The following is a 26868-nucleotide window of genomic DNA, read 5'->3' as shown; positions in this document are numbered from 1 at the left end:
TGCTTCGGCTGACGGGCCCGCCCTTGTGGCGGTCCGTTACGGCAGGCCGTTGTAGGGGAGCTTCCACCGCTGCGAGACCCCGCCGTTGCACGGCTTGAGGTTCACCGCCGTTCCGTCCGCGAGGGTGCCGCCGACGGTGCCGAGGCACAGGCCGGACTCCAGGTGGACCAGGCTCTGGCCGGCCCCGGCCGCCCAGCGTTGCTGGGCCCCTCCGGTGCAGCGGGCCAGCGCCGCGGTGCCGCCGTCCCCGGACGGCGCCAGGCAGGCCGCGCCGCCCCGCAGCGAGCCGTCGTTGCCCACCGTCCAGCTCGTCGACACGGCCTGGTCGCCGCAGGATCCGACGGTCACCGGCGTGCCCGCGAGGCCGCCGCCGCCGTGCCGCAGGCAGATCCCGGGCGCACCGGCCGGCACCTCGCCGGCGGGCAGGCCGACCCGGTTGTGGAAGGCGAACGACCAGCTCTGCAGGCCCACCCCGCCGCTCCAGATCTCGAAGCCCGCCTGCACCCGGCACAGGTACGACCCCGGCGGGACGTAGCCGCGCATCATGGCGTCGGCGGTGAACAGCCGCAGGTTCAGGCCGTGGGCGCTGTGGGTCGACGCCTTCCGCACGTAGCTGATCACGCTGTGCGGACCGGTGATGGGCGCCTGGAAGACGTCGTAGGTGGTGTCGCCCAGGGTCTGGGCGTCCGTCACCTTCTTGCCCGCGGGCTTGACGCTGTCGGTGGCGTCCAGCCAGACCATCACCTCCGCGCTCTCCCCGGGGAGGCAGTTGTCGGGGCTGGGCCCGTACCAGAGGTCGTAGGAGAGGTTGTACGAGCCGGTCGCCCTGGCGGTGGCGTCCCAGTCGCTGGTCGCGTCGCCCAGTGCGCTGACCGGGACGGGCAGGCCGCTGGCGCCGGGAGCCGTGGAGATGTTGGGGTAGGCGCCCGGGGCGAGCGGGGTCTTGGCCGTGAAGTCGCGCAGCTCCGTCACCGTGAAGCCGGTGTCCCCCGGGGCGTCCAGGCAGACCGTGCCGTCGGTGTTCCAGGGGTTCGGCTCGATCACCTTGGTGCCGCCGTCGACCGGCTTCTTGGGGAAGGGGACGTCCTTGGTCGAACAGAGCCTGCCGGAGCCGTTGTCCACCGGTCCGGCGGAGACCGTCGTGCCCGGCCGGGCGGGCGCCGCGGAGGGCTGGCTCGTGCAGCCGATGAGCAGCACGGCCACGGTGCCGTGGGCCGCCAGGGCCCGTATCCCCCGCGCCAAGCGTGCGGCAGTGCGCGTCACGATGCCCCTCCGTCTCCCCTGATCCGGTGTCTGCTGAACCGACCCGTGGCCGTAGCGAGCGCCAACCGTATACGCCCGCTCCACATCACGATCGGAGCTCAATCCCGGTTCCGGGCAGCCAGGCGGAAGGCCGGGCGGAGCTTCACCGGACCGCTTCCCGTACGATCCTGACGTCCATGCGGCCGTGGAACGAACGACCCACGTCGCTTCTGGTCCACTTCGATACGGTTTCTGGGGGAGAGAGCCAAGTGACTGTCACCGAGAGTACGCAGCTCACGGGCGGCAGGAGAGCAGCCACCTCACGCCGGAGAACCCGACAGGACGCGAGCGCCCGCGTGCCGAGCGGCCTGCTCCCGCAGCCTCCGGACAACGTGGAGAAGTACTCCTACACGCGCAGTCACCTCTGGGTGCTGACCTGCTTCTCCCTCCTCAGCTTCGGCTCCATGGTGGCCAGCGAGGTCGGCCTGCTCCGGGCGACGCCGTGGTTCTGGCTCTTCGTCCCGTTCCTGGCGTTCACCGTCGTCTACTACCTGATGTCCCGTTGGGTGCACGGGTTCAACGAGACCTTCGACCTCAAGGGCCACCGCGCGCTGGTGCGCGGCTGGCGCCCGGAGCGGTACCCGACCGTCGACGTGTTCCTGCCCGTCGCGGGCGAGCCCATCGAGGTGCTGCACAACACCTGGACGCACGTCGCCAGGCTGCGCGACCAGTACCCGGGCGAAGTGACCCCCTACGTGCTGGACGACAGCGACAGCCCCGAACTCGCGCAGATGGCCGTGGACTTCGAGTTCGTGTACGGCACGCGTAACAACCGCGGCTGGTTCAAGAAGGCCGGCAACCTCCAGTTCGGCTTCCGCAACTCCGACAGCGACTACATCCTCATCCTCGACGCCGACTTCGCACCCCGTTCCGACCTGCTCGACGAGCTCCTCCCCTACATGGAGAACGACCCCGGGCTCGGAATCGTTCAATCCCCGCAGTTCTTCCGCATCCTCGACTCCCAGAACTGGATCGAGCGCGGCGCCGGCGCCGTCCAGGAGCTCTTCTACCGGACGGTGCAGGTCTCCCGGCAGCGCAACGACGGTGCGATCTGCGTCGGGAGCTGCGCCCTCTACCGGCGGGCCGCGCTGGAGCAGAACGGCGGCACCACGCTGATCGAGCACTCCGAGGACGTGCACACCGGCTTCGACCTGCGCCGGCTCGGCTGGAACCTCCACTACGTGCCGATAGCCCTGGCGGCCGGGGTCTGCCCCGACAACGTCGGCGGGTTCTTCAACCAGCAGTACCGGTGGTGCACCGGCTCGATGAGCCTGCTGGGCAGCCGGAAGTTCTGGGGCACCAAGCTCCGGCTGATAACCCGGATGTGCTACATGTCCGGATTCTTCTACTACATCCACACCGCGCTGTTCACCATCGTCTCCCCGCTCGTGCCCATCGTGCTGCTGCTCATGCGTCCCGACCTGATCCGGTGGGAGAACACGATGCTGGTGATCCCGGGCCTGGTGTACGCCACCCTCATCTTCCCGCTCTGGCACCGCAACCCGTACCGGCTGGAGGCCTGGGCCGCCCGCATGATGTACGGCTGGGCGCACGTCTTCGCCATCTGGGACATCCTGCGGAAGAACCGGATGGCCTGGCAGCCGACCGGCTCCAGCGGCGCCAAGAAGAACAAGACCCGCCGGTTCTGGACGGGCATGATCGTCTGGGGTGGCGGGACCGCCGCCCTCTGGGTGGGCGCCGGCATCTGGCGGATGCTCACCATGGGCCCGCTGAACTTCGCCCTGGTGCTCGCCTCCGGCCTCTTCTACGCCGTCATCGTGGGCCGAGTCCTCGTCCAGCCGCGTCCCACGGAAGCTGTGTGATCGCCGTGCCCGCCGTACCCGCCGTGTCCGCCGTGTCCGCCCGCCGCCGGACAGGTCTGCGCCGTCCGCTCGCCGTGCTCGCGCTGCTGACCGCCACCCTGCTGCCGGCCACCGCCTGCGGCCCCGCGGACCCGGGGTTCGCCGTGCCCGAGGCCGCCGCGCCGCAGCCAGCCGGAACCGGCGGCGCGACCGCGGCCCCGGCCCCGGCCCGGAAGCCGGCGGGCCCGGCCGCCGACCTCCCGTACGACGTCACGCCCCTGCTCAAGCCGCAGCGCAAGTACCTGGGCGCCGCGCTGCCCGACGTCCCCGCGAAGATGGACGCGCTGGGCGGCTACACCACCGCGATCGGCAAGCAGCCGAACGTCCTCGAGTACTACGCGGGCTGGGGCGACGGCTTCGACACCGCCGGGGTCCGCCGGATCTACGACGCCGGGGCGCTGCCCTACATGGCGTGGGAGCCGCACTCCCCCTCGATGGCGGCGATCGCGGCCGGCGAGACCGACGACTACGTGAAGAGCGTGGCCAAGGCCGCCGCCAAGCTCAACCTGCCCATCGCCATCAGCATCGCCCACGAGATGAACGGCGACTGGTACCCGTGGGGCCGGCAGGCCGCCAGCGCCGAGGACTTCGTCGCGGCCTGGCGCCGCGTCCACGACATCTTCGACCGGGCCGGCGCGACCAACGTGATCTGGGTCTGGAGCCCCAACATCACCGACCCCGCGCCCAACACCCGCCTCGCGCCCTACTACCCCGGGGACACCTACGTGGACTGGGCCGGCATGACCGGCTACTTCACCCTCACCGGGCCGAAGACCTTCGACGCGCTCTACGGGCCGACGATGGCGGAGATCCGCACCTTCAGCCAGAAGCCGTTCTTCATCAGCGAGACGGCCTCCCAGCAGGGCAAGCGCCAGCGCGCGGACATCGACCAGCTCTTCAGCGGGATCGAGGCGCACGACGACCTCGTCGGCTTCGTCTGGTTCAACATCGTCAAGCGGGCGGACTGGCGCATCGAGATCACCCCGCAGACGCTCGCGGACTACAAGCAGCGCGCGTCCGATCCCCGCTACGGCTTCGACATCCGGAACCCATGATGCCTTCAGAGACCGACTCCTGGTTCACCCCGCAGACCCCGGTCCGGACCCCGGACGACGAAGGCTCCCGGGCCCGTCCGCCCGGCCCGCGGGAGAACGGGCCGGCCGCGGGGGCCGAGGGGACCAGGCGCTCCCGGCGCGCCGGCCGGACCGCCGCGGCCGACGGCACGGGCGCGAGCCACGGCACCGCCGCGACCCACGGGGCCGACGCGACCCTCGACGCCGACGCGGCCGAGGGGACCGCCGTGGCCCACGACGCCGGCGCGGCCGAGGAGGCCGCCGTGACCGAGGGGCCCAGACGCTCCCGTCGGGCCCGCCGGACCGCCACGACCCTCGACGCCGACGCGACCCACGACTCCGCCACGGCCGAGGGGTACGACGCGCACGGCCCGGACCAGGCGCACGGGTCCGACCAGCCGTACGACCCCGCCGACGGGTACGCGGCGGACCGGCCGTACGACCCCGCCGACCCCGCCGACCCCGACCCCGACCCCGCCGACGGGCACCCGGCGGACCACGCGTACGACCCGGCCGACGAGCACGACGACGCCGAGGGCGACACGCACGGCCGCGCCCACCCCGGCGACGGCGAGGACGGCCCGGCCGTCCAGCTGGCGCCGTACACGATCCCCGCCGTCCCCGCGACCGGCTGGGACCCCGCCTCCAGCCCCCGGCGCCGCTGGATCGGCCGCGGCCTGCTCTTCGGCGTGCTGGCCGTCCAGGCGGCGCTCTCGCTGCGCCTGCTCGGCGCCGCGCACCCCGACGAGGCCGTCGCCATGATCGTCGGCCGCCAGCAGCTGGACCACCTGCTCCACGGCACCCCGGTGACGACCGACCTGATCGGCCAGATCCCCGGGTCGCCCTGGCTCTACCCCCCGCTGGCCGGCGCCGCCGCCAACGCGAGCGGGATCTTCGGGGCCCGGCTGGTGAGCCTCGTGCTCGCGCTGGCCACCACCGCCCTGCTCTACTCGCTGACCCGCCGGCTCTTCAACGAGCGCGTGGCCATCTGCACCGCCGCCGCGTACGCCGTCCTGCAGTCCACCGTGGTCGTCGGCTTCTACGCCGCTCCGGACGCCCTCGCGGTGGCCCTGGTGGCGCTCGCCACCTGGATCGTCGTGAGGACCGCCCGCGCCCCCGTGGCCACCGTCCTGCTGGCCGTGCCGGCGGCTGCGCTGGCGGCCGCCGTGGAGTACGCCGCAGTGATCGCGGTGCCCGTCCTGGCCGCCCTAGCACTGATCACCTCCTGGCCCTACCGGGGCCGCGGGCCCGCCGCCGGGCGCGCCCTCCTCCTGGCCGCGGGCGCCCTCGGGGGACTCCTGGTGTCCGGCCTGCTGGACGACGTCTGGGCCTGGTCCCCCGCGGCCGGCCACGAGGCCCGCCCGGCCGGCTCGGTCCTCCTCTCCGCGGTCCAGTGGAGCGGCCTGTTCGCCGTGCTGGCCTGCGCGGGCGGGATCGCCTACTCGCTCCGCGAGCGGCTGAACGAGTCGCCCGAGGACGCCGCGATCACGGCGTCCCGGCTGCGCCGCACGACACTGAGCGTGACGCTGTGCGCGACGGCGCTGCTGATCCCGGTCGTGTACGCGTGCCTGGGCACCTCCGGCGTGATGTTCCGCCACCTCGGCTTCGGCATGCTCTTCGCCGCGCCGCTGGCCGGCGTGGGCATCACCAGGCTGGTCGGCGCGCACTTCCGCAACCCCCAGCTGGGCATCCTGGTCTGGGTGGTGCTGCTCGCCCTCGGGCTGGAGCAGTCGGCCCTGCGGTACCAGGACGGGCCCGACTCGGGCCGGCTGCTCGGCGTGCTGCGCCTGCACACCACCCCGCAGGGCCGCTACCTCACCGAGGTCGACGGACTGCCCGAGTACTACCTGGGCGCCGTCAGCAAGCCCGAGCAGTGGGTCTCGGCCCGCAAGGGGACCGACTACCGGGATCCCGCCGGGGTGATGCACCACGGGGACGAGGGCACGGTCGCCGCGATCCGCAACGCCTGGTTCACCATGATCGTCCTCGACAGCACCGCGCCCACCGCCACGGACCGGGCCGTCAGCGAGGCGGTCAAGGCCGGCGGACGCTACCGACTGATCGCTCAGTTCAGCTCCCCGACGGGCGATTCCGGCACGTACAAAGTGTTCCTGCTGCACTGAGAGCCCGGAGCGCCGGGCCACGCCCCGCGACACACCGGCTACTACATATGGTGCCGCGAAAGTCAGCCGCCACTAGATGTATGCTCGTCCCTGCTGTCGACGCAGGGGAACCCGGTGCGAATCCGGGACTGCCCCGCAGCGGTGTGCGGGCGGCTCCGACCAGAGTCCGCGAGTCCGAGTACCTGCCGACGGCGTGCCGCCCGGCCTCCCCGCAGAGGCCTCCAGCACAGCAGTACTTCCGGGCCTCGCGGGCGGGCCGGGGATGACACCGTCGCGCGGAGCCGTCCGGCCGCCGCGCCGTGCTCCCCTGCCCCAAACGGCCCGGTGCCCCGATCCACCGCCGCCGATCGCCGCCAGGAGAGAGCGCCTTGACCACCGCTGCCTCAGCCACCCTGCCCGCCCAGGGTTCCAGCTCCGCCCCCGCCGACCCGACGGTCTCCGACCCCGGCGGTGCGCTGCTCCGGCTGCTGACCGACCGCAGCGTCGACCTTCCCCAGGTGGACCCCGGCCATGTCGCCGCCGCCGCGCTGCGCGGCCGCCACGCCGGCTCGGACTTCGCCGAGCTGCGCGGGCTGGCCGTGGACGCCGCAGCGTCGATGATCGCCGAGGACCCGCAGTACTCGAAGCTGGCGGCCCGGCTGCTCGCGCTGGAGATCGTCGACGAGGCGGTCTCCCAGGGCTCGGTCTCCTTCTCCGCCTCGATCGCCGTCGGCCACGCCGAGGGCCTGATCGGCGACGTCACCGCCGACTTCGTCGCCAAGCACGCCGCCGCGCTCGACGCGCTGATCGACGCCAAGGGCGACGACCGCTTCGAGTACTTCGGCCTGCGCACCGTGCAGTCCCGTTACCTGCTGCGTCACCCGATCACCCGCAAGGTGGTCGAGACCCCGCAGCACTTCCTGCTCCGCGTCGCCTGCGGCCTGGCGGTCGGCGACAGCGAGCAGTCGGTGCGCGAGGTCGCCGAGCTGTACGGCCTGATGAGCCGGCTGGAGTACCTGACCTCCTCGCCGACCCTCTTCAACTCCGGCACCCGGCACCCGCAGATGTCGAGCTGCTACCTGCTCGACTCGCCGCTGGACAACCTGGACTCGATCTACTCCCGGTACGCCCAGATCGCGCGCCTCTCCAAGCACGCCGGCGGCATCGGCCTCTCGTACTCGCGGATCCGCTCGCGCGGCAGCCTGATCCGGGGCACCAACGGCAAGTCCAACGGCATCGTCCCGTTCCTGCGCACCCTCGACTCCTCGGTCGCCGCCGTCAACCAGGGCGGCCGCCGCAAGGGCGCGGCCTGCGTCTACCTGGAGACCTGGCACGCGGACATCGAGGAGTTCCTGGAGCTGCGCGACAACACCGGCGAGGAGGCGCGGCGCACCCACAACCTCAACCTGGCGCACTGGATCCCGGACGAGTTCATGCGCCGGGTCAACGCCAACGAGGACTGGTCGCTGTTCTCCCCGGCCGACGTGCCCGAGCTGGTCGACCTCTGGGGCGCCGACTTCGACGAGGCGTACCGCAAGGCCGAGCTGGCCGGCAAGGCCGTCCGCACCATCCCCGCACAGACCCTCTACGCCCGGATGATGCGCACCCTGGCGCAGACCGGCAACGGCTGGATGACCTTCAAGGACGCCTCCAACCGCGCCGCCAACCAGACCGCGCTGCCCGGCCGGACGGTGCACAGCTCCAACCTCTGCACCGAGATCCTGGAGGTCACGGACGACTCCGAGACCGCCGTCTGCAACCTCGGCTCGGTCAACCTCGGCGCCCACGTGGCCCCGGGCGCGTCCGTCGAGGACCTCCTCAACGCCATGGACTGGGAGCGGCTGGACGCCACCGTGCGCACCGCCGTCACCTTCCTCGACCGCGTGGTGGACATCAACTTCTACCCGACGACCGAGGCCGGCACCTCCAACTCCCGCTGGCGGCCGGTGGGCCTGGGCGTGATGGGCCTCCAGGACGTCTTCTTCCAGCTGCGGATCGACTTCGACTCCGCGGAGGCGAAGCAGCTCTCCACGCTGATCGCCGAGCGCATCATGCTCACCGCGTACGAGCGCTCCGCCGACCTGGCCGAGCAGCTGGGCCGCCACGAGGCGTACGGCGAGACCCGCGCCGCCCGCGGCGAGCTGCACATCGACCACTTCCCGTCGGCCGCGCCCGCCTGGGCCGACCGCTGGACGGCGCTGCGCGCCCGGATCGCCGAGACCGGCCTGCGCAACTCGCTGCTGCTGGCCATCGCGCCGACCGCGACCATCGCCTCCATCGCCGGCGTGTACGAGTGCATCGAGCCGCAGGTGTCCAACCTGTTCAAGCGCGAGACGCTGAGCGGCGAGTTCCTCCAGGTCAACCCGTACCTGGTCCGTGAGCTCAAGGAGCTCGGTGTCTGGGACCAGCAGACCCGGGACGCGCTGCGCGACGCCAACGGCTCGGTGCAGGAGCTGAACTGGCTGCCCGCCGAGGTCCGCTCGCTCTACCGCACCGCCTGGGAGCTGCCCCAGCGCGCGCTGATCGACCTGGCCGCGGCCCGCATGCCGTACCTCGACCAGAGCCAGTCGCTGAACCTGTTCATGGCGGCGCCGACCATCGGCAAGCTCAGCTCGATGTACGCGTACGCGTGGAAGGTCGGTCTGAAGACCACCTACTACCTGCGCTCGCGCCCGGCGACCCGGATCGCCCAGGCCGCGTCCGGTGCCGCCCGCACCGCCGCGCCCGTGCCGGTTCCCGCCCCCACCATGACCCAGGCCGAGCAGGACGCCATCGCCTGCTCCCTGGAGAACCCCGAGTCCTGCGAGGCCTGCCAGTGAGCACCCCCGACGACCGCAAGATGCTGCTCGACCCCGGCTTCGAGCTGACCCTGCGCCCGATGCGCTACCCGTCGTTCTACGACCGGTACCGGGACGCGATCAAGAACACCTGGACCGTCGAGGAGGTGGACCTGCACTCCGACGTCGCCGACCTCGCCAAGCTCAGCGAGGGCGAGCGGCACATGATCGGCCGGCTGGTCGCCTTCTTCGCGACGGGTGACTCGATCGTCGCGAACAACGTGGTGCTGAGCCTCTACAAGCACATCAACTCCCCGGAGGCGCGCCTGTACCTGTCGCGCCAGCTGTTCGAGGAGGCCGTGCACGTCCAGTTCTACCTGACGCTGCTGGACACCTACCTTCCGGACCCGGAGGACCGCAACGCGGCCTTCGCCGCGGTGGAGAACATCCCCTCCATCCACCAGAAGGCGCAGTTCTGCTTCAAGTACATGAACGCGGTCGACCACATCGACTCGCTGCAGACCAAGGAGGACCGCCGCGCGTTCCTCCTGAACCTGATCTGCTTCGCGGCGTGCGTCGAGGGCCTGTTCTTCTACGGCGCGTTCGCGTACGTGTACTGGTTCCGGAGCCGGGGCCTGCTGCACGGTCTCGCGACGGGCACCAACTGGGTGTTCCGCGACGAGTCCATGCACATGGACTTCGCGTTCTCGGTGGTGGACACCGTCCGCGAGGAGGAGCCCGACCTCTTCGACGACGAGATGGCCAAGCAGGTCACGGAGATGCTGGAGGAGGCCGTCGAGGCCGAGCTCCAGTTCGCCCAGGACCTCTGCGGTGACGGCCTGCCCGGCATGAACACCGCGTCGATGCGCGAGTACCTCCAGGCCGTGGCCGACCAGCGCCTCGCCCGCCTGGGCATGCCGATCCGGTACGGCTCGACGAACCCGTTCGGCTTCATGGAGCTGCAGAACGTCCAGGAGCTGACCAACTTCTTCGAGCGTCGGGTCTCGGCGTACCAGGTCGCCGTCGAGGGCTCGGTCGCCTTCGACGACGACTTCTAAATCAAGATCGTTCAGCGAACAGCGGAGCTGCCGTCACGGCGGCTCCGCTGTTTGGTACCCGGTGTTCAGGAGTAGCCCAGGCATGCCCAAGCTCCAACAGCGTGTGATCGAAGGCCCCTTCGGGCCGATACAGATCAACTACGACCGCCGGCCGTCCGTCGTGGCGCGGATCCAGGGGGCGGGGATGCCCGCCGTCACGGTGGTGCCCGACCGCGACCACGGCGCGATGAACATCAACGGGCACCACGTGCCGACGAGCCGGACCCGCAACCGCACTCGGACCGCCGTCGTCGGCGACCGGAGCTACGAGCTGAGGCCCACCAGCCTCCGCCGCGCCGAACTGCGCCGCAACGGCACCCTCATCGCCCACGCCCGCGGATCGTTCCGTTCGTACGCCCCGGGGAGCACCATCCCCGGCCGCGACGCGGGGATCACCTGGTCCCAGGGCATCGACCCGACGGACGTCGCGATCGGCCAGGCCATGGTCCTCGGCTTCGGCGCCGGCGCCCCGGGCGTGATCCTGCGGACCGTCTTCTTCTGGGTCGACAACCTCACCTGAAACAACAGTGGTGCCCCGCACGGCCACAGCCCGTGCGGGGCACCACTGTTGTTTATATAGGTGGGGAAGAAGCCGGGCAAGAACCCACCGAGGGAGGAACACCAGACCACCGCCGCGAAGAGCAGAGCGGGCCCGCCCGGGTCCTTGGAGTCCCGGACGCCCATTCCACCCGGCGTCAAGAATCGGGTCTCCACGCACTCGTGCACCGCGCTGTAGCTGCTCTTGTGCCACTCACGTCCGGCAGCCGCGGCCACAACAACCTCGGCCACCTCGACACAGTCGCTCTGGGCCCCCGAGTAGGAAGACTTGCGCCACTCGAGCCCGGCAGCGGAAGCAGACGGCAGGAACATACTCATTTCTAGACCTTGTCCTTTGCACGCTCGATGAGTGCGACCGATTCGGTACGCGGCAGCGACTCCGCCAGGGCACGGCGGAACAGGTTGGTGTACTTGAACACTTCCTCCGGCTCCTCGATGTAAAGCGTGCTGAGGAGGCTGTCGACGTACACCACGTCCGTCTCTGTCGCCTCGGGGAAACTCAGGATGGCGACAGGGCCGAAGAGCGCAGCGTGAACGTCGGATTCCTCCGGCAGGACCTGGATATTGATGTTCGGCTGCTCAGCACTCGTCATCAGGCAGTCGAGTTGCTCGCGCATCACCGACCGGCCGCCGATCCGATGCTTCAGCACGGATTCGGAGAGGACGACCCACATGCGAAGCGGCGCTTCCCGCGTGAGAACCGCGCGACGCTCCTGACGGACCTTCGTCAGCTGCTCGACCTGCTCGGCCGTCGCATCCTCTATCTGGGCACGGACCACCGCACGCGTGTAGTCCTCGGTCTGCAGGAGACCCGGCACCAGGAACGTCTGGATGCTGTACATGTCCGACGCATCGGATTCCAGTGCGATGAAGTCGGCATAGAGCGGCGACAGCGTGTCCGAGTAGCGATCCCACCATCCACGCAGACGACCCTCGCGCGACATGGCCTCCAGCCGACTCCGCGTCTCGGACTCCGCCACCCCGTAGAGGTCGAGCAACAGTCGAAGATCCACCAGCCGAATACCCGACTGAGCAGCCTCGATCCGACTGATCTTGCTCTCCGCGCAGGCAAGCTGCCGAGCCGACTGGGCGATCGTCAGATTCGCTTCTGTCCGCAGCTCCTTGAGCGTTCGGGCCAGCCGACGCTGCCGAACTGTCGGGTTCCTGTTCACGGGCACCGCCGCGACCTCCCCACTTCTGTGAGCTGTCAGTCTGCCTCCCCCCGGCATCGACAACAATCTTTGATCACTTCCAAAGTAGGGACTTGCACTTTAGAAGTCCCCAGGAGCATGCTACTCAACGTAGTCCGCTAGAGACACAACGTGATCATGGCGGGCTCTTCACCCGGGCATGCCCATGCCTTCTTCAGCCGCTGTCACCCGCACACCCCGGAGGTGGCCCCGCCATGCCTGAAACCGTCTCCCCCTCCCTCTCCCCCATCCCCACCGAGCAGACCTGCTGGCTGCCCCGGCACCGCAAGTCCCCCCGGGCCGCACGCCAGGAGCTCCGCTCCTTCCTCCTCCCGCACCCCTCCGGCGAACGCCTCCTTGCCACCGGCGAGTTGCTCGTCAGCGAGCTCGTCACCAACGCCGTCCAGCACTCCCGTGCCCCGCGCGGACGCCTGATCTTCGTCCGCTTCCACCTCGCCCCGGACGTCACCCTCCGCATCGAGGTGCACGACGCCGACAGCGGGAGGCCCACCCTCCGCGACGCCGCCGACTCCGACGAGGCCGGCCGAGGCCTGCTCCTCGTCCACGAGTTGGCCACCCGGTGGGGCTGCTGCCCGCGCAGGGGTGGCATCGGCAAGTTCGTCTGGTGCCACATCTCCCCCGAGGGGACCGCCGCGTGACCACCGTCCGGGCCGAGATCGAGGGCATCATGGCGCCCACCCTCTTCCCCAGCCTCGACCACGCGCTCCCCGTCCTCTGGGAGCACGTCCGCGAACTCGCCGTCCGCGAGGCCCATCGCGACTTCATCAGGATCTGCCTCGGCCCCGGCGGAGGCGAGGGAGTCGCCCACTGCCTCTCCCGGGGCGGCAGCTGGAGCACCACCCTCTACGTCGGCGAACTCACCGGCTGGACCGCCCACCCCATCACCATCACCACCCGCACCCCCTGAACTCCCCGCCCCCGCCTGCGCGAGGGGCCCGCGCGGGTCCGGCCGGGCATGCACCGGCGGGACCCGCACGAGCGCTGATGGCCAACGGGAGGGAGTGATCGTATGAACATCACCTGAAGCGACCTCAGGGCGCGAACCGGCTACCTAGGCTGCGGCCGTCCGCCCTGATCACTCCAGCCCGAGGGACCTCACCATGCTCATCCTGTCCCTGCTGTTCCTGGCCGTCGGCCTCGGCCTGCTCATACTGCGGTGGCGCAAGATCGGCTCCTGGCCGGTCACCCTCACCGGCATCCTCGCCGGCGGTCTCGGGCTGCTGCTGGGGCTCACGACCTTCGTCCACGTGGTCGAGCCGACCGAGGTCGCGGTGCCCACCAGCCTCGGCAAGGTCGGCCGCACCTGGCAGCCGGGGCTCCACTTCAAGTCGCCGCTGACCGACGTGACCACCTTCTCGACCCGCCCCGCCGATCTCGACCTGACCGGTGACTCCACCGTCGAGGTCCGCTCCTCCGAAGGCGGGGTGCTGTTCGCCGACCTCACGGTGAAGTGGTCGATCGACCCCCAGCACACCGCCGACCTGTTCAAACTGGCCGGCAGCGCCGACGCCGTCCAGCAACGCCTGGTCTACCCCGACAGCCGGGAGATCGTCCGCAACGTCTTCGCCCGCCACACCAGCGTCGAGGGCTACAGCTCGCAGCGGGAGGCGATCGCCTCCGAGATCGACAAGCTGATCACCGCCCGGCTCGCCCCGCGCGGCATCCTCGTCAACGGCGTCAACCTGCGCAACGTCCGGCCGAGCGACGGCCTGCAGAAGGCCATCGACCAGAAGATCCAGCAGGATCAGGCCACCGCCCAGGCGGAGGCGGCCGTGCGCACGGCCAAGGCCGAGGCCGAGAAGCGCAAGATCGAGGCCGACAGCACCGCCGCCGCCAACGCCGCGATCGCCAACTCGCTCACCGACAAGATCCTGCTGAGCCAGTGCATCGAGGCCTTCAAGGCCGCCGCCGAGAAGAACCCCGTCTACGCCAGCCCCTGCGGCGCCAACGGCACACCGGTCATCGTGGACGGCACCAAGCGCTGACGGAGGACGGCCGGACGGCCCAACACAGGAAGTCGGCCGGCCCGACTTCCTGTGACCGCACTCCGCCCGCGGCTTCAGCCGCTCTCCTCCCAGCCGGCGCGACGTCGGCACCGCCGAACTTGCGACGTCCCACTCCGGCCGACGGGGAGTGGGACGACCATGCCCCGGCCTCCGCCCCACCGGGCGTGGCAGGGAAGGACTTCACGCCGCCCGTCCGGATGAACTCCCGGGCCTCACCGGCGCCGGACCTCCGCACACGATCCGCCCCCGGTTACGGTCCGGCGCACAGCCGAACGAAAGGGGCCCACCGTGACGACCGGAATCCTCGACTACCAGAGCGACGCGATCGTCCAGCTCATGAACGTCGCGGAGGAGGACTGGACCGAACAGGAGCTCAAGGACGCGCTCCAGCGCGCGATCATGCTGGAGCTCTCCACCATCCCGCCCTACGCCACCGCCCTCTGGTCGATCACCGACCCGGACAACAACAAGCCGGTCCGCCACACCATCCGCGAGATCATCTTCGACGAGATGTCGCACTTCGGGCTGGTCTGCAACATGCTCACCACCATCGGCGGCAGGGTCGTCCTCACCGACCCCGCCACCGTGCCGAAGTACCCCGGCCAGCTGCCCGGCGGCGTCAACCCCGGCCTGGAGGTATATCTCAGCGGGCTGAGCCGCGAGTCGGCCGCCCTGTTCGCCGCCATCGAGAAGCCCGAGCACCCGCTCGGCTTCGCGGCCGACGGCAACACCATCGGCGCGTTCTACCAGCGCATCGCCAACGTCTTCCCCAGGTTCGCCGGCCTCATCAACGGGCAGCGCCAGGTGGAGGCCACGCTCACCAGCCACGGCGCCGGCAACGACATCGTCAAGATGAACCACATCGACGACGTGCTCGCCGCCATCCACATCATCCAGACCCAGGGCGAGGGCACCGACGCCTCCCCGGACAACCCCTTTCCCGGTGCCCCGGACGAACTCGCCCACTACTACGCCTTCAAGGAGATCGCGGTCGGCAAGAAGTTCGTCCCCGTCGGCCAGGACGGAGGTTTCGACTTCGTCGGTCCTGACATCCCGCTGCCGGACACCTCCTCGATCGCCCGGATCCCCGGGGGCGGCTGGATCAACTCCCCCGGCAACGAGCCCGACGCGAACACCGCCGGGCTGCTGCACGACTTCAACCAGCTCTACAGCCAGATGCTGCACGACCTCGAAACCGCCTGGAGCGATGCCGGGGACGGCACGGTCGGCTCGGCCCCCACTCTGATGGGGAAGATGCGCAAGGCCGCCCAGAAGATCAACGCCGTCGAGCTCCCCCTCGACCACCGCTTCACCTACGGCCCGGAGTGGCTCTTCCTCCCGTAGCCCGCAGCCCCGAACAGCCAGAAGGCCGGTGCGGAGCCTCCGCACCGGCCTTCAACAGGCCTTCGGCCGTTACGCGTTCGGCACGGTCGCGTAGCGCGGCGTGCCCTCGGCCATCTGCCGCAGCGCGTCCTTGCGGTCCCGCTTCGACAGCTTGTCGATGTAGAGGAACCCGTACAGGTGGTCGGTCTCGTGCTGGAGGCAGCGGGCGAAGAAGCCGGTGCCCTCGACGCGGATCGGGTTGCCGTCCTTGTCGACGCCGGTCACCGCGGCGTAGTCCGGGCGGGGCAGCTCGGCGTAGGCGGTCGGCACCGAGAGGCAGCCCTCGTTGCCGTCGTCCAGCACCCGCCTGCTCCCGGCCGGCAGCTCCTCCAGCACCGGGTTGATGACGTGGCCGATGTGGCGCACGCCCTCGTCGTCCGGGCAGTCGTAGACGAAGACCTTGAGGTCCACGCCGATCTGGTTGGCGGCCAGGCCGACGCCCTCGGCGGCGTACATCGACTGGAACATGTCGTCGATCAGCGCGGACAGCTCACCGTCGAACGCGGTGACGTCCTTGACCTCCCGGTGCAGCACCGGGTTGCCGAACACGGTGATCGGCCGTGCGGTGCCCTTCGAGAGGTCCGGCTCCTCGCCGACCACCTTCACCGGCTGAGCCGCGTCCCCAGCGGGCTCGTGGTCGTGGTCGTGCTGGTGGTCGTGCTGCTCCGCCATCGCTGCCTTTTCGCTTCCGAATCCGAGAACTGTCGAGTTGTACCGCTCAAGGGTAAGCGGCTCGCTCAGCAGACTCCTCAGGATTCGCTCAGCAGACCTCCTCAAGATCACGATACGCGCGGCTCCCCGGGGAGGCCGCCACCCAGCGGTCCAGCAGCGTCCGCACCAGGGCGGCCGGCGCCGCGATCCCGCACTCGCGCTCCACCAGCCAGGACATCCCGCCCGCGCCCTGGCTCAGATGGCTCAGGTGCCCCGGGTGGGCCGCGTCCCCGTCGTCGTGCGGATCGTGGTGCGCGGTGTGCCCGTCGTCCGAGGCCATCCGGCTCTCCGAACAGGCCCGGCAGAGCAGCCGCACCGAGGACGTCCAGTCCTCCGCCGCGTACCCCGCCTCGGCGACCAGCCGCTCCAGCGCGTCCCGGTCCGCCGCGGTGGCCGCCTGCAGCAGCACCACGTACGTCGGCACCGGGGACGGCGCCCACAGCTCGATCTCGTCGAACACCGGGTACGCGACCCCGTCCGCGACCCGCTCGCCGTGCGGGGCGCCGTCGTGCAGCACCACCTCGCCCCAGCGGCGGCCCGACGACGGCAGCGGGATCGACAGCACCTCGATCCGGGCCGGGTCCAGCCGTCGGCCCCAGACCACCTCGGACTCGCCCTCCGGCGAGAGCCGCACCGGTGTCGTCCCCAGGTCCAGGCTCACCGGGCCCTCCGGCTGCGCCCCGGGCCCGCCCGGCAGCCGCAGCCCGTACGCCTGCCAGGCCCGCCGCGCCAACGGCCAGTCCTGGAGCGCCGTCGCGGTGATCCCGAGGTTCCACCAGTCGGGGGCACCGTGCTCGCGGTCCAGCAGCGCCACCGCGCGCAGCCCGGCCGCCCGCGCCTGCTCCCAGTCCCGGCGGAACTTGTGCAGCAGCGCCAGGTTGAACCAGGAGTCGGACAGCCACGGCTCCAGATCGGCCGCCATCACCAGCAGGGCACCCGCGTCCTCGAACCGGCCGTCGCCGATCAGCGTGAAAGCCCGGTCGGTCGTCTGCCGCCAGGTGGCGGACGGCCGGTGCCGTGCCCGGTGGAAGATCCTCACGTTCGTCCCTGCCGTCGTCGTCCGCTCAAGTCCCGCATCCGCTCCCGCGTCACGGGCCCGGTACCCCGGGTCGGTGTTCCACGCTACGACCGCATCCAACCACGCCCGCCACCGCCCGCGCTCCCCACCGCCCACGGTTGCCGCAGCCATCGGGCTCCCGCCCCTACCCAGCCTGCCCGCCCCGCCGCCCCACCTCAACCCCAGCGGGCCGAACTCCCCGTCCCCTCCGCCCCGCCGCGTCCGGGGCTAGCCCCGGACGCGGACCAACGCGTCGACCACCCGGGGGTCGTAGACCCGCCCCCGCCCGAGCCGCAGCACCTCCAGCACCTCCAGCCGCCCCACCGCCTCGCCCACCCCACGGCCGCGCGCCGCCGTCAGCAGGTCGTCGTGGGCGTTGGCCACCCGGATGATCCGTGCCGCCAGCGGCACCTGGGGCCCGCTCCCGTCCGGCCCTCCCTCCGGCCGCCCGCCCGGCGGATCCGCCAGCCGGGCGACCTGCTCGGCCACCTGCCGCGGCACCCCCGTCCGCCTGATCACCTCGCTCCCGAGCCGGGCGATCCGCTGCTGCTCCTCCTCCGGCAGCAGCGCGGTCGCCCCGTCCGGCACCGGTTCGACCAGTGACAGCTGTCCGATGTCGTGCATCAGCGCCGCGTACTCCAGCAGGGCGAGCTCACGGGTGCCCAGCCCCAGCTCGCGCCCGACCGCGCACGCCGTGTCGGCGACCCGCCGGGCGTGGCCGGGCGGGGTGTAGCCGGCCACCTCGGTGGCCCGGGCCAGGCTGGCGATGGTCTGCCCGGTGGTGGCACGGACGGCGGCGGCCCGCCGGAACGAGACCTGGGCCAGCAGCAGCGGCGTGCAGAACAGCGGCAGGGCCCAGAGCCCGACCTCGCCCGCGGCCAGGCTGACCAGCAGCCCCGTCGCCGTGATCGCCGTACCGATCCCGAACAGCGACCGCAGCTCGTCCTCCAGCGCCGCCGGGAACCGCAGCCCGCTCCGGTCCCGGCGCAGCACCGCCGCCAGGGTGGCGTCGCAGAGCGCGGCCAGTGCGGCCACCAGGGCCAGGAACACCCCGTACGCCGGGCCGTCCGCCGAGATCCGGTCCACCAGCCCGCTGTTGTAGAGCGGCTGGAAGACGGCGGCGGCGAAGCCCGCACCGAGCAGCCGCCGGGCGGCGCCGTCGCGCCGGGCCCGGTCGCGCCAGGGCGCCTGCCGGTGGTGCCGGACGCGGTGCGGCAGGACGAGGGCCGGAAGCAGGGAGAGCAGCAGGCCGACACCGGTCACCGCGACCGTCTGGAGCACCCCGTGCCCCGTCGGCAGCCCGCGCAGCGGCCCGAGCAGCGCGTAGGCGAGCGCGCCGGCCGCTCCGATCGGCGCCTGCTCGCGGTCGCCCGGGAGGGTGATCCGGACGCACTCGCCGAGGGCGACCAGCACCGTGAAGGCCAGCGCGACCCCGGGCTCGGCGATCCCCCGGACCGCCACCGCGCCGAACGCGAGGGCCAGCAGCGCGAGCGCCCCTCCGTGCACCGCCAGCGTGCCCCCGTGCACCGCCGCCCCCGGCCGGGGCCCGCCGGGCCGCGACGGCCGGTGCGCGCCCGGTCGCCGGTGGGCCCGCCGGTGCGGCCGCGCGCCCCCGGTCGCCGCGATCACGACGGACCGGCCGTCGGCGCGGTGCCGCCCTGGGCGGGCACCCGGCGGGGGGCCGCCCGGGCCGGCTCGGGGACGCCGAGCGGGATGTCCGGCACCGCCCGGATGCAGTCGCCGGGCGGCGGCAGCACCGGCTGCCAGTCGTGCACGGCCAGCGCGTCGACCAGGGCCCGGACCATCACCGGGTCGAACTGGCTGCCCGAGCAGCGCTCCAGCTCGGCCACCGCCTCGGCGACCGGCCGGCCGCGCCGGTACGAGCGGGTGGAGGTCATCGAGTCGAAGGCGTCGGCGACCGAGATGATCCGGGCGAACTCGGGGATCTGCTCGCCCACCAGCCCGCTCGGGTAGCCGCGGCCGTCCATCCGCTCGTGGTGGTGCAGGATCCCCGCGTGCGCCTCGCCGAGGAAGGCGATCCCGCGCACCAGCTCGTACCCGTGCACCGGGTGCACCTCGACGGCCCGCCGTTCGGCGTTGGTGAGGGGACCGTTTCTGCGCAGCAGCTCGGTGGCGACGCCGAGCTTGCCGACGTCGTGCAGGATGCCGGCGAACCGCAGGGTGCGCAGCCGCTCGTACTCCATGCCGAGCTGACCTGCGATCAGCACCGCGGCCTTGCCGACCCGTTCGCTGTGCCCGCGGGTGTAGGCGTCCTTGATCTCGACGGCCTGCACCAGCGCCTGGACGGTGGCCTGGTGGGCGTCCCGCTCGCGGTGGCCCTGGGCGAACACCCAGGCCGAGATGGAGAGCGGCAGCAGCGCCAGCAGCGCCGCGAAGGCCCCGTACGGCCCCTGCCAGAGCACCGCGACCATCAGCCCGCCGGCCGCGTGCACCAGGACCGGCAGTCCGACCGCGGCGGCCTGGCCGCGCCGCAGCAGGGTCGGGCGCCGACCCTCGGCCAGCAGCAGCATGGCGCTCACCAGCACACCGTTGACCAGGCAGAACACGGCGAGGGAGGCGAAGCCGGGAAGCAGCGCGGCCGGGAACCGGGAGCCGAGCAGCAGCTGCGGCCCGGCGAGCAGGTGGAAGACCACGGAGGAGGCGAACGCGGAGAGCGCGAGCTGGGCGCCGTTCCACAGCTGCCGCCGCCGGCCCTCCGGCTCGCCGGGGCCGAGCAGCGCGGGCACCACCGCGACCAGGGCGGCGGCGGCCGGCGGCAGCATCAGCACCCCGGCGAAGAGCACCGGGAAGAATGCGTTGGCGCAGGGCCGGGCCGGTGCCCGGTCGGGCAGCGGACGGCGCAGCAGGGCGCGGACCAGTCGCAGGCAGGGCGTCGGCATCCCCTGGGCGAGCGATCCCCAGCACCCGTGCAGGAAGGCCAGCAGTCCGACCTTGGGCCAGTCGACGGGTGCGCCGAGCCAGCGCGGCACGCCCAGCGGGAGCGGCGCCGCCAGCAGCGGCAGCAGGCAGCAGAGCGCCGCCACGGGGACGGCCACGAGGTAGCGCGCCGCACCCGGTGGCAGGTCCGGGTCTCCACTGTCGGTAGCGATCTCGACCTCCCCGCCGTCCTGGCCCGGTCTGCGCTCGGCGCGCCGGGGCGACCGGCGGTGAGCGTCCGTCAGGAGGATAGGCCGCCGTTCCGGCACGAGGACGCATGATCGCGGAATGCCGCAGTTGGCGCACCGCCAACTCACTCGAACGAGTGACGGCGCACGCAAGCAGAAAGGGGGCGGCCCCCGGAGCACCTGCTCCGGGGGCCGCCTCGTCCTCGCGCCGGACCGTCCGCCGTACGGCGGGCCGGCCCGCTCACTCCGCCGGGGCGCCCGCCTCGACCGGGGTACCCGGCCTGGCCGCGGCCTCGACGGCCTCACCGGCCGGGGCCGTGCGGCCCTGCCCGGCGACCTCGCCGTGCCCCTCGGCCGTGGGGTCGACGGCGACCACCGCCTCGCCGGACCGCTGCCCGGCCCGGATCGAGTCGATCCTGGCCAGCACCTTGCCGCGGAGGTCGGCCGGGGTGTCGTCACACCCGCAGCAGCGCTTGATCAGTGCCTTGATGGCCTGCTCCAGCCCGTACTTCTCCAGGCACGGCGAGCACTCCTCGAAGTGCACCCGCAACTTGGCGTAGTCACCCTCGGCCATCTCGTTGTCGAGGAATTCATAGAGGTGGTCGAGGACCTCGCCACACTCGGTGTCGTGCGGATCGCCGCAGCTCATGAACCCGAGCCCTTCGCTTCCTGCCCTGCCCCGCTACCGGCCGGGACCAGCCCGCGCTCACGGGCGTAGTCCTCCAACATGCCGCGCAGCTGCCGGCGGCCGCGGTGCAGTCGGGACATCACCGTACCGATGGGAGTACCCATGATGTCCGCGATCTCCTTGTACGCAAAGCCCTCGACGTCCGCGAGATAGACGGCGATGCGGAATTCCTCCGGGATGGCCTGGAGGGCGTCCTTCACATCACTGTCCGGGAGGTGGTCGAGCGCCTGGGTCTCGGCCGAACGCAGACCGGTCGACATGTGCGACTCGGCCCGGGCCAGCTGCCAGTCCTCGATCTCCTCGGCGGCGGTGCGCTGGGGCTCCCGCTGCTTCTTGCGGTACGAGTTGATGAACGTGTTGGTGAGGATCCGGTACAGCCAGGCCTTGAGGTTGGTGCCCTCGCGGAACTGGTGGAAGGACGCGTACGCCTTGGCGAACGCCTCCTGGAGGAGGTCCTCCGCGTCGGCCGGGTTGCGGGTCATCCGCAGCGCCGCCGAGTACATCGGATCCAGGTAGCCCAGGGCGTCGCGCTCGAAACGCTCCCGCCGGGCCTCCTCGCTCTCCTCCGCCGACACCCGGAAGGTGTCCTCACCGATCGCCTCGGCCAGCTCCTCACCGGTGAGCGCCTCCCCCGCGGGCAGGCTCTCCTCCGGGCCCCGGCCCGGCTCGGCCTCGTGCTCGGTCCCGACGACCGGACCCACCTCCTCGCCATGGCGGGCACGACCCACCGCGGGCCGCCCCGAAATGGAGGATATCGGGCTGACGGGCTTCTCGCCCGCGACAATCCAGTCGGACCACGCAGGGGCGAAGGCCGCGGCGGCCTCGCGCTCCTCCGGCCGCTCGGGGCACGCGATCGAACCCATCTGTGCTGCCTTCCACCGGGACTCAAGCTGACAGGGGTTCCAACCACGCCGACGGCGCCCGCATTCCCGCCCCCGGGCGGCTTTTCACCCGCACGGGTGAGCGGGCGGCGACAGCCCGTCCGCGGCGGCCGGGAACGGCCGGGAGCGGCACGGCCCGCCCCGCGGCAGCCCACTCAGAGCAGCCCGAGAACCCAGTCCCCGACCGCCCCGGTGATCAGCTCCAGCACCTCGTCCTGCCCCATCGGCGCCCGCTTCGGCACCTCGAAGCCGTGGCTCCCGTACGGCACCGGCACCAGCGTGTGCCCGGCCGGGAGCTCCGGGAACTCCGCCGGGCCCCCGAACGGATCCGCCGCGCTCTGCACCACCAGCGTCGGCAGCCCGGACTCCAGCAGCTCCGCCGCCCGGCTCTTCTCCGGCCTGCCCGGCGGGTGCAGCGGGAACGCCAGCGCCACCACCCCGGCGGCGCCGGTCGCCGCGCCCGTCCGGCAGGCCACCCGGGCCCCGGCGCTGCGCCCGCCGACCACCAGCGGCAGGCCCCCGCCCGCCAGCAGCTCGGCGACCGGGGTCCAGCCCGCGTCCAGGGTCTTCGGCGCCGGCCCGAGCCGCTTCCCGGCCACCCGCCAGGGCTGCTCGACCAGCGCCACGGTGACCCCCCGGGCCGGCAGGGCGGCGGCCAGCGCGACCAGGTCGCGCGCCGTGGTCCCGCCGCCGGCGCCGTGCCCGAGCGCCAGCACCGCCTTCGGGGCGGCCGCGCGGTGCCAGGTGATCCGGGCGTCCCCGGCGGGCGTCGGGACGAGTTCGGTGGTCATCGTGCAGGGGCTCCAGGGGAAAGGGGGGTCAGAACAGCGTGGTCTCGTACTCGGGCTCGTCCCATGGCCGGGTCAGCTCGGGGCCGTTGTTGCGGATGCTGCCCACCGCGGGCGAGACCGGGGTGGCCCGCAGGGCGCCGGGCGGCGGGGGTATCAGCAGCCGGCGCAGCTCGTCCGGGTCGGCCTGCCCCGGGTCCAGCCAGTCGTCGTACGACTCCCGGTCCAGGAAGAGCGGCATCCGCTCGTGGATCGGGGCGAGGAGCTCCTCGGCCTCGGTGGTGACGATCGTGAAGGTCACCAGCCAGGCCTCGGGGTGGCCGGCGGGCACCGTCCGGTTGCGCCAGAACTCGTACAGCCCGGCCAGCGCCAGCGGGCCGCCGTCCGCCCTGGAGACGAAGAACGGCTTCTTCCTCGCCCTGCCCCGCTCGCCGGGCAGCGTCTGCCACTCGTAGTAGCCGTCGACCGGCAGGATGCACCGGCGGGACGCGAAGGCCTGCCGGTACGAGGGCTTCTCGTGCACCGTGTCCGAGCGGGCGTTGATCATCTTCACCGCCGTCTCCGGCGACTTCGCCCAGGCCGGCACCAGGCCCCAGCGCAGCACCCGCAGCTGCCGCACCGGCGCCGACTCCCCCTTGGGCACCCGGTCCAGCACCACGAAGGCGCTGTCGGTGGGGGCGACGTTCCAGCTGGGCGCCAGCGTCTCGGCCGGGTCCCACTGCCGGACGCCGAAGAGCTCCACGATGTCCTCCGGCCTGGTGCCGGCGGCGAAGCGACCACACATGCCGTCAGCTTGCCACGGCCGCCGTTCTCACCACTTCCTCATTCCACGGAACGAACCACCGCCTCCCGCCCGGCCGTCCCCGCATGGGAGGCTGCCACCCCGGCGGCCGCGACCCGCGCCCGGCCGGGGCACGGCCGGACGGAGGCGGAGACGGACATGGACGCACAGAACATCGGCGAGGTCTGGGACCGGGTCACCGGCACCCAGCCCGCACCGCCCGGCTGGCTCGTCCTAGCCACCGGCGCGACCGCCCTGCTCCTGGTCCTCGTGCGGCCGCTCTGGCGGATCGGACGCAACGCCGTGACCATCGCCCACGAGGGCGGCCACGGCCTCGCCGCGCGCGCCACCCGGCGCAGACTGGCCGGGATCCGGCTGCACTCCGACACCTCCGGCCTCACCCTCTCCTACGGCCGCCCCACCGGGCCCGGCATGGTGCTCACCGCCGCCGCCGGCTACACCACCCCGGCCCTGCTCGGCCTCGGCGGCGCCGCGCTGCTCGCCGCCGACCGGATCACCCTGCTGCTCTGGCTGTCCATCGCCCTGCTGCTGGCCCTGCTGGTCCGGATCCGCAACGCCTTCGGCCTCCTGTCCGTCCTGCTGGCCGGCGGCGCGTTCTTCCTGGTCTCCTGGTTCGGCACCCCCGAGGTGCAGGCCGGCTTCGCCTATCTCGGCACCTGGTTCCTGCTGCTCGGCGCCGTCCGGCCGGTCCTGGAGCTCCAGCACCAGCGCCGCCGCGGCCAGGCCCAGGACTCCGACGCCGACCAGCTGGCCCGGCTCACCGGCATCCCCGGCCTCGCCTGGATCGCCCTCTTCCTGATCACCGCACTCGCCTGTCTGGCCCTCGGCGCGAGCTGGCTGCTGCCCGCGGCCTAAGCCCGCCCCGAGCCGAAGGGCGCGCCGGTGCCGAAAGTGATGAGCGACAAGCGAGGAACGAGCGCCGCAACGATGAGCGTCGGCGCCGGGCCCGAGCGCCCGGAGGCGAGCGGGCGGGCCACAGCCCCGTTCCGCCATCCGGCCACCGCGCGGGCGGTTCCCGTACGGCCCCTAAACTTGCCCCATGACCGAGACCCTGTGGCCCGCCCCCGTCGCGACCACCCCCGTTGACGCCACCGTCACCATCCCCGGCTCCAAGTCGGTCACCAACCGGGCCCTGGTGCTGGCGGCACTCGCCACCGAGCCCGGCTGGGTGCGGCGCCCGCTGCGCAGCCGCGACTCCCAGCTGATGGCCGACGGCCTGCGCGCACTCGGTGTCGGCATCGAGGAGCAGGTCAACAACGACGCCGGTGGCACCGGCGGCGGCGAGGCCTGGCGGATCATCCCCGCGCCCGCGCTGCGCGGCCCGGCCTCGGTCGACGTCGGCAACGCCGGCACGGTCATGCGCTTCCTGCCCCCGCTGGCCGTCCTCGCCGACGGCCCGGTGCACTTCGACGGCGACCCGCGCAGCTACGAGCGCCCGCAGCACGGCGTGATCAACGCCCTGCGCGCGCTCGGCGCCCGGATCGACGACGGCGGCCGCGGCGCCTTCCCGCTCACCGTGCACGGCACCGGCGGGCTGGACGGCGGCCCGGTCGAGCTGGACGCCTCGTCCTCCTCCCAGTTCGTCTCGGCCCTGCTGCTCTCCGGCGCCCGCTACAACCAGGGCGTGGAGGTCCGCCACGTCGGCGGCCCGGTCCCCTCGCTGCCGCACATCCGGATGACGGTCGAGATGCTGCGACTGGCCGGCGTCCAGGTCGACGCCCCCGAGGACGGCGGCGAGAAGGACGTCTGGCGGGTCACCCCCGGCGCCCTGATCGGCCGCGACATGGTGGTCGAGCCGGACCTCTCCAACGCCGCGCCGTTCTTCGCCGCCGCCCTGGTCACCGGCGGCCGGGTCACCGTCCGCGACTGGCCGAAGCACACCACCCAGCCCGGCGACCAGCTCCGCGAGATCTACACGCGGATGGGCGGCGCGTGCGAGTTCACGGACGAGGGCCTGCAGTTCACCGGCACCGGCCGGATCCACGGCATCGAGGCCGACCTGCACGACGTGGGCGAGCTGACCCCGGTGATCGCGGCCGTCGCCGCGCTCGCCGACTCCGAGTCCCACCTCTACGGCATCGCCCACCTGCGGCTGCACGAGACCGACCGGCTGGCCGCGCTCGCCAAGGAGATCAACGACCTCGGCGGCGACGTCACCGAGACCGAGGACGGCCTGCGGATCCGCCCCCGCACGCTGCACGGCGGCGTCTTCCACACCTACGAGGACCACCGCCTGGCCACCGCCGCCGCGGTGATCGGCCTCGCCGTCGAGGGCGTCCAGGTGGAGAACGTGGCCACCACGGCCAAGACCCTGCCGGACTTCCCGAAGATGTGGGACGAGCTCCTCACCGGGACAGTGGCGGGCGGCTGAGCGGGAGACTGGGCACATGCGCCGCTACGGCAAGGACGCCGACGAGGACGACATCCGCAACCGCCCCGCGCGCCGGGGCTCCCGGCCGCGGACCCGGATCCGCCCCAAGCACGAGGACGCAGCCGAGGCGATGGTGCTCACCGTCGACCGCGGCCGGCTGACCTGCCTGCTCGACGCGGGGACGAAGCACGAGCGCGAGATCGTCGCCATGAAGGCCCGTGAGCTGGGCCGCAAGGGCGTCGTCGTCGGTGACGTCGTCAACATCGTCGGCGACCTCTCCGGGGACGCCGACACCCTGGCCCGGATCGTCCGGGTCGAGGAGCGCACCTCGGTGCTGCGCCGCACCGCGGACGACGACGACCCGTACGAGCGGATCGTCGTCGCCAACGCGCAGCAGCTCGCCATCGTCACCGCGCTGGCCGACCCGGAGCCCCGGCCCCGGCTGATCGACCGCTGCCTGGTGGCCGCGTACGACGCCGGCATGGAGCCGCTGCTGGTGCTCACCAAGTCCGACCTGGCCCCGGCCGAACCGCTGCTGGAGTCCTACGCCCCACTCGGCATCAGCTACGTGGTGACCCGGCGGGACGAGCTGGCCACCGAGGGCGCCGAGGCGGTCCGGGCGCACCTGCGCGGCCGCTCGACGGTCTTCATCGGCCACTCCGGCGTCGGCAAGACCACGCTGGTCAACGCCCTGGTGCCGCTGCACCAGCGGACCACCGGGCACGTCAACGCGGTGACCGGCCGCGGGCGGCACACCACCGTCTCGGCGCTGGCGCTGCGGCTGCCGCCGCCCCCGGGGGCCAAGCCGGGGTCGAAGAAGGCGCTCGACCCGGGCTGGGTGATCGACACCCCGGGCTTCCGCTCCTTCGGCCTCTCGCACATCGACCCGTCCCGGGTGATCCACGCCTTCCCCGACCTGGAGCCGGGAACCGAGGGCTGCCCGCGCGCGTGCAGCCACGACGAGCAGGACTGCGCGCTGGACGCGTGGGTGGCGGACGGCCACGCCGATCCCGCCCGGCTCTACTCGCTGCGCCGCCTGCTCTCCAGCAAGGAGGCCCGCGAGGGCGACTGACA

The 26868-nt window shown here is 72.4% G+C and carries 23 protein-coding genes, 1 pseudogene and 1 riboswitch; of the genes and pseudogenes, 13 read left to right on the top strand and 11 right to left on the bottom strand.

The annotated features are described in order from the left end of the window. Positions 1-36: 36 nt before the first annotated feature. Positions 37-1263: a ricin-type beta-trefoil lectin domain protein gene (locus ACFC1F_RS01450; protein ID WP_376154874.1), complete on the bottom strand. Its 1227-nt coding sequence runs from the start codon at positions 1261-1263 to the stop codon at positions 37-39. A gap of 443 nt (positions 1264-1706) precedes the next feature. Between ACFC1F_RS01450 and ACFC1F_RS01445 the strand changes: the two genes are divergently transcribed. From ACFC1F_RS01445 to ACFC1F_RS01420, 6 genes are all read left to right on the top strand, one after another. Continuing rightward, positions 1707-3125, top strand: coding sequence for a glycosyltransferase family 2 protein (locus tag ACFC1F_RS01445; protein ID WP_245204518.1), 1419 nt, complete (start codon positions 1707-1709; stop codon positions 3123-3125). Then, on the top strand, positions 3122-4219 hold the full coding sequence (locus ACFC1F_RS01440; RefSeq protein WP_376154872.1) for a glycoside hydrolase family 26 protein: 1098 nt from the start codon (positions 3122-3124) through the stop codon (positions 4217-4219). Before ACFC1F_RS01445 ends, ACFC1F_RS01440 begins: the two co-directional genes overlap by 4 nt. Then, positions 4216-6360, top strand: coding sequence for a glycosyltransferase family 39 protein (locus ACFC1F_RS01435; RefSeq protein ID WP_376154871.1), 2145 nt, complete (start codon positions 4216-4218; stop codon positions 6358-6360). The genes ACFC1F_RS01440 and ACFC1F_RS01435 overlap by 4 nt, the downstream gene beginning before the upstream one ends. Positions 6361-6423: 63 nt before the next feature. Beyond that, positions 6424-6565, top strand: a riboswitch (cobalamin riboswitch). A 187-nt stretch (positions 6566-6752) separates the two neighbouring features. Beyond that, positions 6753-9158, top strand: coding sequence for a ribonucleoside-diphosphate reductase subunit alpha (locus ACFC1F_RS01430; RefSeq protein ID WP_376155033.1), 2406 nt, complete (start codon positions 6753-6755; stop codon positions 9156-9158). Positions 9159-9178: 20 nt separating this feature from the next. Next, positions 9179-10174, top strand: a complete 996-nt coding sequence (locus ACFC1F_RS01425) for a ribonucleotide-diphosphate reductase subunit beta (protein ID WP_148644778.1) — start codon at positions 9179-9181, stop codon at positions 10172-10174. 82 nt (positions 10175-10256) lie between these two features. Continuing rightward, positions 10257-10733 (top strand): hypothetical protein, encoded by a 477-nt coding sequence (locus ACFC1F_RS01420; RefSeq protein WP_376155047.1) that lies wholly within the window; start codon positions 10257-10259, stop codon positions 10731-10733. 113 nt (positions 10734-10846) lie between these two features. On the opposite strand, the pseudogene ACFC1F_RS01415 reads toward ACFC1F_RS01420, so the two are convergent. Further along, positions 10847-11083 (bottom strand): annotated as a pseudogene (locus ACFC1F_RS01415) (DUF397 domain-containing protein); the annotation flags it as partial. 8 nt (positions 11084-11091) lie between these two features. Beyond that, positions 11092-11943: a helix-turn-helix domain-containing protein gene (locus ACFC1F_RS01410; RefSeq protein ID WP_376154869.1), complete on the bottom strand. Its 852-nt coding sequence runs from the start codon at positions 11941-11943 to the stop codon at positions 11092-11094. Positions 11944-12176: 233 nt separating this feature from the next. Here ACFC1F_RS01410 and ACFC1F_RS01405 point away from each other — a divergent pair, with 233 nt between their 5' ends. The 4 genes from ACFC1F_RS01405 (at position 12177) to ACFC1F_RS01390 (ending at position 15332) form a co-directional block, all read left to right on the top strand. Continuing rightward, positions 12177-12620, top strand: a complete 444-nt coding sequence (locus ACFC1F_RS01405) for an ATP-binding protein (protein WP_376154868.1) — start codon at positions 12177-12179, stop codon at positions 12618-12620. After that, positions 12617-12889, top strand: a complete 273-nt coding sequence (locus ACFC1F_RS01400) for a hypothetical protein (RefSeq protein WP_376154867.1) — start codon at positions 12617-12619, stop codon at positions 12887-12889. The genes ACFC1F_RS01405 and ACFC1F_RS01400 overlap by 4 nt, the downstream gene beginning before the upstream one ends. 193 nt (positions 12890-13082) lie before the next feature. Beyond that, positions 13083-13967: a prohibitin family protein gene (locus tag ACFC1F_RS01395; protein ID WP_376154866.1), complete on the top strand. Its 885-nt coding sequence runs from the start codon at positions 13083-13085 to the stop codon at positions 13965-13967. 309 nt (positions 13968-14276) lie between these two features. After that, positions 14277-15332 carry a ferritin-like protein gene (locus tag ACFC1F_RS01390; RefSeq protein ID WP_376154865.1) on the top strand — a complete coding sequence of 352 codons (1056 nt, stop codon included), beginning with the start codon at positions 14277-14279 and terminating at the stop codon, positions 15330-15332. Positions 15333-15401: 69 nt separating this feature from the next. Here ACFC1F_RS01390 and def read toward each other — a convergent pair whose 3' ends face one another. The 8 genes from def to ACFC1F_RS01350 form a co-directional block, all read right to left on the bottom strand. Further along, positions 15402-16043, bottom strand: coding sequence for a peptide deformylase (def, locus tag ACFC1F_RS01385; RefSeq protein ID WP_148642991.1), 642 nt, complete (start codon positions 16041-16043; stop codon positions 15402-15404). Between the two features lie 88 nt (positions 16044-16131). Next, the gene (locus ACFC1F_RS01380; protein ID WP_209411203.1) at positions 16132-17121 is read right to left on the bottom strand and encodes a hypothetical protein; all 990 of its coding nucleotides are present in this window, start codon (positions 17119-17121) and stop codon (positions 16132-16134) included. Positions 17122-17367: 246 nt separating this feature from the next. Beyond that, on the bottom strand, positions 17368-18666 hold the full coding sequence (locus tag ACFC1F_RS01375) for an HD-GYP domain-containing protein (protein WP_376154864.1): 1299 nt from the start codon (positions 18664-18666) through the stop codon (positions 17368-17370). Positions 18667-18764: 98 nt separating this feature from the next. Next, positions 18765-20195 (bottom strand): HD-GYP domain-containing protein, encoded by a 1431-nt coding sequence (locus tag ACFC1F_RS01370; protein ID WP_307853000.1) that lies wholly within the window; start codon positions 20193-20195, stop codon positions 18765-18767. Positions 20196-20505: 310 nt separating this feature from the next. After that, positions 20506-20913 (bottom strand): mycothiol system anti-sigma-R factor, encoded by a 408-nt coding sequence (rsrA, locus tag ACFC1F_RS01365; protein WP_148642994.1) that lies wholly within the window; start codon positions 20911-20913, stop codon positions 20506-20508. Next, entirely contained in the window at positions 20910-21653 is a 744-nt protein-coding gene (locus ACFC1F_RS01360) for a sigma-70 family RNA polymerase sigma factor (protein ID WP_374105976.1), read from the bottom strand. The genes rsrA and ACFC1F_RS01360 overlap by 4 nt, the downstream gene beginning before the upstream one ends. A gap of 335 nt (positions 21654-21988) precedes the next feature. Beyond that, positions 21989-22624 carry an alpha/beta family hydrolase gene (locus ACFC1F_RS01355; RefSeq protein ID WP_376154862.1) on the bottom strand — a complete coding sequence of 212 codons (636 nt, stop codon included), beginning with the start codon at positions 22622-22624 and terminating at the stop codon, positions 21989-21991. 28 nt (positions 22625-22652) lie between these two features. After that, positions 22653-23405, bottom strand: coding sequence for an SOS response-associated peptidase (locus tag ACFC1F_RS01350; protein WP_376154860.1), 753 nt, complete (start codon positions 23403-23405; stop codon positions 22653-22655). 156 nt (positions 23406-23561) lie between these two features. Between ACFC1F_RS01350 and ACFC1F_RS01345 the strand changes: the two genes are divergently transcribed. The 3 genes from ACFC1F_RS01345 to rsgA all read left to right on the top strand — a co-directional run bounded on the left by ACFC1F_RS01345 (position 23562) and on the right by rsgA (position 26866). Continuing rightward, a complete protein-coding gene (locus ACFC1F_RS01345) occupies positions 23562-24278 on the top strand; it encodes a M50 family metallopeptidase (RefSeq protein WP_376154859.1) in 717 nt (238 codons plus the stop codon). A gap of 184 nt (positions 24279-24462) precedes the next feature. After that, positions 24463-25794 carry a 3-phosphoshikimate 1-carboxyvinyltransferase gene (gene aroA, locus ACFC1F_RS01340; RefSeq protein WP_376154857.1) on the top strand — a complete coding sequence of 444 codons (1332 nt, stop codon included), beginning with the start codon at positions 24463-24465 and terminating at the stop codon, positions 25792-25794. A gap of 16 nt (positions 25795-25810) precedes the next feature. After that, complete coding sequence (gene rsgA / locus ACFC1F_RS01335; protein ID WP_376154855.1) at positions 25811-26866, top strand: ribosome small subunit-dependent GTPase A; 1056 nt, start codon at positions 25811-25813, stop codon at positions 26864-26866. Positions 26867-26868 lie beyond the last annotated feature (2 nt).

The organism is Kitasatospora sp. NPDC056181 (genome assembly GCF_042266225.1).
Classification (GTDB): domain Bacteria; phylum Actinomycetota; class Actinomycetes; order Streptomycetales; family Streptomycetaceae; genus Kitasatospora.
This window is presented reverse-complemented; position numbering and strand designations above follow the sequence as displayed.